Here is an 8,282-nt window from a genome sequence, read left to right on the forward strand (position 1 = left end):
GCCGGCCCAACACCGCATTGCCGCTCTCATCGGTAGTCAGCTCCTCCTGCACCGCACCCGCGGCATCCGTCACTTCAAAAACCGCTTTGGGCAAAGGCACGCCGACGTCATACAGGCCGACGTTGTTTTCCCACATTTTATAGTCCGCATTGTCCGCCACGGCTTTTGCGGCGAAATCCTTCGTCACGCCTTTATATGCCGGCTCGTATTTCAGAATTTTGATTTTTGCCCGATAGTTCTCCACCGTCCAGGTAAATTTCTGCGAATCGTACCTGCCCACGGAGAAGTCGTAAACCCTGCTGCTTCTGCCGTACCCAAGAGGCGCCTTTATTTCGCGCGCCTGATACGTCCCTTCCGGAATATCGCTGAATTTTGCCGTGCCGTCTTTCGTTTCCGCCACAGCCACGCGCACATAGGTATCCCCCTCTTTCCTAAACAGAGCGAAACCTGCACCGTCCGGCTTCGCATCCGGATCATCCGGATCCTTCTTCGTCACCGTCAGTTCCGAAGGATGCGCCTTTTCCTCATTCGGCACAAACAGCCCGTCCTGAATCAGAAACGGCTTACCCTGCTCATCGCACGCCTCGCCTTTGGCGTTTACGGTGAACTTATACCGCTGCGGCTGCAAAATATGGGTCTGCGGCGCCTGCGTTTCTTCCAAAGCATACACACTGCCGGGTTTCAGATCGCCAAGCCAGGCACCGTCCCAGGGACCAACCGAGACCTCACGCAGATACTGCCCGTCCTCATACAGATTAAACCGCGCCGAAAGCCGTTCACCGTCGTTCGCCTGCCAGGAGCCGAACGGCTTTTGCGTAACCGACCCTCTGATTCCGATTTTGTACAGCCGCTGCCAGTAACGGTTGTTGTACAGCCTGCCGTTCTCGCCCAAAATCACGCGTTCGCCGTTTTTGCGCACGATAACTTTCATTCCCTCGATTTGCTGCAGGTGCTCCAGCGGAGCTTTCGTTTCCCTCAGCACATACGTACCCACGGGTACGTTGTAGAACTTCACGAAGCCTTTTTCGTCGGAAGAAACCGTCTGCACGGGAATTTTGGGCGTCGGTCCGTCATATCCCTCAAGATTCCTGGTGGAAGTGGGCGTGAGAGTGAATTCCACATTGCCGAGCGGTTTGCCCTCTACGTCGACTTTCGTAAACTCCACGGAGCCGATACCCGGAATAACCGGAATGAACTTCGGAAAATCGACCACGTCTTTTATCCGCACATTATACACGCCGTTCTTTTCATCCAAATCGGTGAAATCCTTTTCGCCGAGCGTATATATTATTTCCGACAGACCAAAACCGGCAGGGGCACGCAGTTCGCGCACAAACCACCCCCGCTCGGCGGGAGCGGTGAAAGAAACTTCCCCGTCTTTGTTGCTCACTGCTTTCTGCCGCAGCTTTCCGCCGCCGTCGTACAGACCGAACAGCGCCCCGGCAAGCGGATCCCTGCTCACCACGCCGTGGCCCTTCACGATATTCATTCCCAGCTTCTTAAAAGTGATATGCGACAGCGGGGGAATCAGTTCGTTCGACGCCCGGTTGGATTCAATCGCGTTTCCGTAACCTGCCGCGTTTTTCCTGTTTTTGTCGTTGTAAATAAAATGGTTTACCGCGCTCTGATACAGATGCTCTCTCGATCCCGGCGCCGAACCTTTCGGCCCGGCAGTCATCGGCAGAATCACGCGAACATCGGTTCGCGGAGGAATCACATCGCCGGCAAACCGCAGCGCCGTCACGTCCGCGCACCTCTCGCTCTGCCAGGAAACGGACGTCAGATTATTGTTGTTCACATTCGGATCACAGGTATAGCGCACATTCCATCCCTGCGGAAGCGTTATCGGAGTGTCGCCCAGCCGGTTGGAAAACTGCGAATTCCGCTCCCCGGTAAAGAGTGTTTTATCGCCTTTGTAGGGCAAAACATCATAGATTACGGGGCTTTCGATCTGCAGCACGGTCCCGTTGACCACGCGCAGAGAGTATTCGATTCGTGCGCCCGGCGCAGTCTGAATTTTATCTTTCCACTCCTGACGCCCCTTCTGCCGGACTTTCTTCTCGATATACACTTCTTTCGTGGTGGAAATACTCGAAACCACAGCGGCTTTCGACCACTTCCCCGGGCCGGCCGGCGGATTTTCCACTTCGTTTCGGTATGCGGTGTGCTTTCCCGTGGCACGCACATATGCGTCATTTTCAACCGTTTTGTTTGAATCGTCCACCATCACGGAAAAATAGACGGAGATGTCGGCAATATGCCGCAGCTGCTCCTCGTTTTCCACCTCGTCGGCCGTAAACCTAACCGCCGTTCTTCCCGTATTGCGGTAGTTCGGAATCAATTCATAACCCGCGCCGGGCAGCCGGGCAAAGGCTTCGGTAAGCCGGATGTCTTTTACGTCCACGCCCTTGGGAATCAGATCGGTCAGTTCAAAATTCACGGACGGATCACTGTAGTCGTTTTCCACTTCGCTGCCCACGCTGTAGACGCGCTCGTTGCCCGTAAGAATGGCTTTTGCGTCGTCAATCGTTTTTAAGGCGGTAAATACCCTGCCCGCCGGTCTTATTTTCACAGACGCGCCGGAGGAAAGACTCTCCCCGTCCGAAGATTTCAGCACGGAATAATTGCGCAGCGTATTGCCCGCAGACGATCCTTTGGCATACAGAGGCTGCGCAGGATCCTTAAGCTTTGTTTCAACCGTAAATTCCGTGATATCGCCTTTGTTGAACGTCAGCATATCGGATACCGTCAGGCGAATTCCCGGCAGCGAGGTGATTTCCTGCGGCAGCAGCACTCTGTCAAACCCGTTCACGGAAGTTTTGTATCTGATTTTGCCCGCGGCATCCGTCAGCAGCACATTTGCGCCCACCATATACCGGGAAGGCACAATCGCCGAATAGCGCAGCCGCGGATCCAGGTCGTAATCCGTGAACGTCGGGGACGGAATTTTCTTCTTTCCCGCACTTACCGATATTTTCCAGGGAATAACCGACTTTTTGTCATTGTCGGTATCGTAAATCACGTATGAGCCGATCGGCGAATAATAATGCGGTCCCAGAGCCTGTTTTTCCAGGGACTGCTTTCCCTCGGGCGCAACCGGTTTATAGAATCTGAAGAAATCCGATCCGGCCGAGAGCATCGTTCCTTCCTGCTCCCCTTTATTCTCGGGAATGATCTGCGCTTTCGCCCCGTTTTTGATGTCCGATTCGATTTTCGCTCCCGGGAAATGCAGTTTCAGCACAGCCAGGCTGTTATATACCGTCAAAAGACGCTCCGCGGCAGTGTATGTAAGTTTGTTGTCCGGCCCCTGCGTCCAGCCCGGATTTTCTTCCGCGACGAATACCGCGCGCGCCTTCGTGCCGTCGGATTTTTCGTATTCGGGCAGTTCGTCCGTAATCGTATATTTATCCGCATTTCGGTAAAGACTGTCCAGAGAAAATTCATATACCGCGTAATTTTTGCCGCTCTGCGCTACGCTTCTCCCGGTGGAATCCGCATCGAAATCGCTCACGTAATCGTAGAGGTCTTTGCGTACTCTCTTCTTCAGTTCGGGCAGATTGTAGTATCCGCTCAAATTGACTGTTTTCGTTTTGCGCAGGGTATTTTTCCCGTCCAGCAAAACGGCATAAACGGGGAATTTCTTCTTCGCCGGCGTGATTCTTTCTTTCAGTTTCCAACGCAGATAAAATATTATCTTTGTTCCCGTTTTAATCGGCTTTAATCTGATTTTCAGCACGCCGGGAGTTTCCTCCCCTATATGGCCGATAAATTCGCTGCCGGAATTTCTGATATAAGACACATATCCCGGATCAAAATGAACGAGTATGGAACCGTCTTCAAGCGGTTCTTCGGAATCGAACGTGACTTCCGTTTCCAACTCGTGCCCGATCAGGGTATTTGTGATTGTCCCGTTCAGGTTGAGTTTCCCTTTTTGAATCTCGCCTGGGTTTATCCTGGAATATCTGAACGTTATCTCTTTTACGCTGCCGTCCATGAGCGCAACCCGGGCGGCGGGCGATTTATATCCGAGCAGATTCAGCGGTTTTACGTCCACGGTTTTGCTGTTCGGATCTTTCCCGTTCTCCTCATTTGTCCGCACCTGTTTACGCAGGTCGTAAACGATGGTTTCCGGCGCATGCAGCTCACGGCCGTCTTCGTCGAGGTGCCGCACTTTCACCGTGCCGCCGAATGTGCCGTCCAAAATTTTTACGAATTTCGTATCTTTTATCCCTGCGGGACGCACACCGGATTTGGGGCGGATGTAGGCGATGCGCCCCGGCAAGGCCAACGCCCCGCTGGAATCAGAGCCAAGCGTGTCCATAACACGCTGCACATCCTCATCGTCTTCTTCGAAAACCAGATCCATTTTCTGCGTTTCCTCCCCGGCGCCGGTTTTGTATTTTCCTTTCTCGGGATAGGTAAAACCAAAGGTTTCGGGATGAAAACTCACCTTTCCCCAGCTTAGGGGAATTTTTTCCACGTGGGTATGCTCAAAGGCCTCATTTCCGATTCTCTGCACACCGCCCCAGCTGTCGGGGATGTTTTTAAACGGATTTCCCTCCAGGGAATAAGCCACGATTTCCTTTATCTTCCCCCATGATGCGGGCAGGTGCGTAATTTTGTTGTCGCTCAGCACAGCCAGCGGCAAAACGGTGATTTCGCCCCAGTCATCCGGAATTTTCGCAATTTCGTTTCCTCTGAAGCTGTATTGATCCAGCGTATCTATTTTTCCCCAACTGTCGGGCAAAGCCGCAATTTTATTGTCCTCAAAGGAGGACCGCCCGATTCTGGTGATTTCGCCCCAGCTGTCGGGCAGCTTTGCAATATTGTTGTCCGCAAAGGCCCTATCGCCGACATACGTTATTTTTCCCCAGTTTGCGGGCAGAGCCGAAATATGGCTGCCTGCAAATGCCCCTTCGTCGATTCCGGTGATTTCGCCCCAGTCATCCGGTATTTTGGTCAGATTGGAGCCGGCAAAAACGGAGTATTCCAAAGGACCGGATATTTTCCCCCACGAAGAGGGGATTTTACTCAGGCGGCAGCCGGAAAAAGCCCTGCTGCCCAGATGGGTGATTTCTCCCCAACTCTCCGGTACGGCGGTAACTGCCGTAGAGGCAAAAGCACCGTAGCCGATATCCGTCACCCCGTCCCACGAAGGGGGAATCATTTTCAGGTTCGTTTCGCTAAATGCTTCCGCGCCGATCTTTGTGATTTTTCCCCAGGTATCCGGCACGGCGGCAATCTGCGTTTGGGAAAAAGCATTATTGCCGATCTTGGTTATATTTTCCCACGACTGCGGCAGCTTTTTCAGCGGATTGCGGGAAAACGCATTGTCTCCGATCTCAGTCAGGCTTCCCCAATGCGCGGGAATTTCAGTGAGTTTATTGGTGTCAAAAGCATAATCGCCCAGTCCTTCCACTTTTTCCCAGGTGTCCGGAATCGCCGCAATTTCATTCTTCGAAAACGCCTCCTTGCCAATCCAGCGCACATTCTCCCAGTGTTTGGGGATAGACTTAATTCTGTTGGCGAAAAAAACACCGTAGCTTATATACGTTATTTTCCCCCAGTGCCCGGGAATGGCGGCAATTCTGTTTGCCCGGAAGGCATCATTGCCGATAGCCGTTATATTCTTCCAGGAGGAGGGAAGTGCGCTGATTTTGTTGTAGGAGAAGCTGTCGCCGCCCAACTTCGTAATCCTGCCCCAGTCGGAGGGCAGAGACGCAATCATATTATCTTTAAACGCATCACTGCCTATTTCACTGACATCACCCCAGTCGGAGGGCAGGGAGGTAAGTTTGTTCCCCTCAAAAGCGGCGCCTCCGATTTTGGCAATCTTATCCCAGGAGGCAGGGACGGAAGCAATGGGATTCAGCCGAAAAACAGCCCAGGGCAGCTCGGTCAGTTTTCCCCAGCTTGCGGGCAGAGCGGTAAGCCTGTTGCGGGCAAAAGCATATCCCCCGATCTTCGTGATTTTTCCCCACGAAGAAGGCACGGCGGAAAGTTCGCATTCACCGAACGAATTTTCTCCCAAAGAGGTTATTTCTCCCCACGAGACGGGCAGAGCGGTAAGCCTGTTGCGGGTAAAAGCCTCTTTCCCAATCTCCGTGATTTTTCCCCAGCTTGCGGGCAGAGCGGAGATACCGCGGGATTTGGTATCTTCCGGCTGATAAAAGGCGTTGTTTCCGATGCGTGTTATTTCTCCCCAATCGCCGGGAAGTTTTGTGATTCCGCTGCCGGCAAAGGTATATCCCGGAATTTCGCGCAGATCTCCCCAATTTGGCGGAATACTCTTAAGAGTGCTGTTCCAGGAAAAAACCGCTTCTCCCAGTTTGCCGATTTTACCCCAGCTTTCGGGCAGTGCCTCAATTTCGTTGCCGAATAATGCCCGCGACCCCAGTTCGGTGAGAGAACCCCAGCTCTGCGGAATTTTCTTCAGACTGCGCCCCTCAAAAGCTTTGTCGGCAATTTTATATACGGATTCGCCTTTGCCGTTCACGGAAGGCCAGCATTTGATTTCCCTGTCTGCGCCATGGGCACCTTCGGGATTTAATCCCGCGATCTGCCCGGCATCAGGCTCGCCGTCTTTCACGTAAAGAAAATCTTTTACCTTCCACCCGGCGCAGATCGGCATCTCCCGCCAGTCGGTTCCGATTAAAACCTTTCCCGGAACGGTAACGGTATGCCCCTTTGCATCGGTCGCCCTGTAATACACATCATAGGCCTGGTTTTGAATCCGGGAGTCGATATTGCCGAAAGAAACGCTGACCGTCAGGGGATTGCCCGCAGCGTCCCTGGCCGTTACCCCCGCGAGCAGCGCAGCGGCGTCAACCGTCGAGCCCACGGCAAAATTTTTGTTGATCTTTCCCTCGATCACGGGAGACAGATTTTTCCGTTTATATTTCAGTACCAGAGCATATCCGTCTCTGTCCGGGGTGAAACGCACCTTGTCGCCGCTAAACGGAACACCGTTTACCGTGTCCAGAACATAGCCGGAAAAATCGGGTGCATCCATCGTGTTTTCCACACCGAGATAATGCACGCCGTCCGGTTCAAAAAATTCGCTTTTCAGCACCTGCGGAGAAACAATATCCATGCCCGTTTCGTTCACAAACCGCAGATTAATCGAAACGGCTGTGCGCACGTGCCCGAAACCCGAAGCGTATTTGGCGTCTTTTACCGCGGCGGGCGCGGACGTGATTTTAATCCACCGCTTATTGTTGGCAAAAACGTCGTTGCCAAATTGCGTAATCGTCTGCGGAAGGGCAACTTCGGAAAAAAAGTTTCCGCTGAACGCCCCGTCCCCCACGGACGTCATCCCCTCGCGGAAAGGAAAATTCTTCAGCCGGTTATTCGCAAAACACGCCTCGGAAAGCACCCGTACCGTTTGCGGAAGTGTGACGGCGGAAATTTCGTTGTCGCGGAACGTGTTTTTCGCAATTGTTTCCAGCCGGGCGGAAGTATCGGTCAAAGGCCTGTCTTCTTTTATTTCCACCTCTGTTATCGCGTTGTCGGTAAATGCGCTTTCTCCCAGCAGCTGCAGATTTTTCAGCTCCAGTTTGCCTGCGACCGCATTTTTCTGAAATGCGCTTCTGCCGATTTTACTTACGTGCGAAAGACTGACTTCGCTGATTTTATTGTCGTAAAAAGCGTAGTCATCGATTTCTTTTACGCTCTGCGGGAGCGAAATTTTCCTCAGGCCGCGGGATTTAAAAACGTTTTTCCCTATTTTCCTTACCCCGTCCGGCACAGTAAGTTCGTGCACGGTCTTAAAGTGAAGTTCCCCTTCCGGTGTCAGGCCACTGAGCACGCCGTCGGAAAGGACGAAATATCCCCCGGGAGTCCGGAGGGAAGAAGAAAAACCGCGCCAGGCGCGCAAAATACCGGAAAAGAAACCGCCCGTGCGGGAAATCTCCGCGAGCCTGCGCTCCTGCAAAGAAGAAAGCGCGGCACGGTTTGCCGTCTTTTTTTCCGCGGCGGCACGCACGCTGCCGCTTTTCTGTGCGCGTACGAATCCGGTGCGGCGCATTTCGTGCGCGGTGCGCGGATTTTCGGGCAGGGAATGCTGAGTGTGCGGCGTTAAACCGACATCCGTATATCCCGGCCGCACGGAAGTAACTGCGGCGGCGGCAGGCGAAAAACCCGCGGGAAAAATAAGAACCGCACTTAAGGCAACACCCAGGAAGCGCGCAAAGCGAGTCATACGACCAACCTCGAAAATCATAAAATCAAAACAGTGCGACTACAGCGCAATTGAAGCATAACCGAAACCACCCCCCCCCCGG

Annotated in this window: 1 protein-coding gene; it reads right to left on the reverse strand. The window is 53.1% G+C overall.

From position 1 onward, the window contains the following. The coding region (locus tag HMPREF1631_RS01960; RefSeq protein WP_034231801.1) for a leucine-rich repeat protein at positions 1-8,200 on the reverse strand (8,200 nt) is incomplete at its 3' end. Between the last annotated feature and the right edge of the window lie 82 nt (positions 8,201-8,282).

This window comes from Arcanobacterium sp. S3PF19, from assembly GCF_000758825.1.
Lineage (GTDB): Bacteria > Actinomycetota > Actinomycetes > Actinomycetales > Actinomycetaceae > Arcanobacterium_A.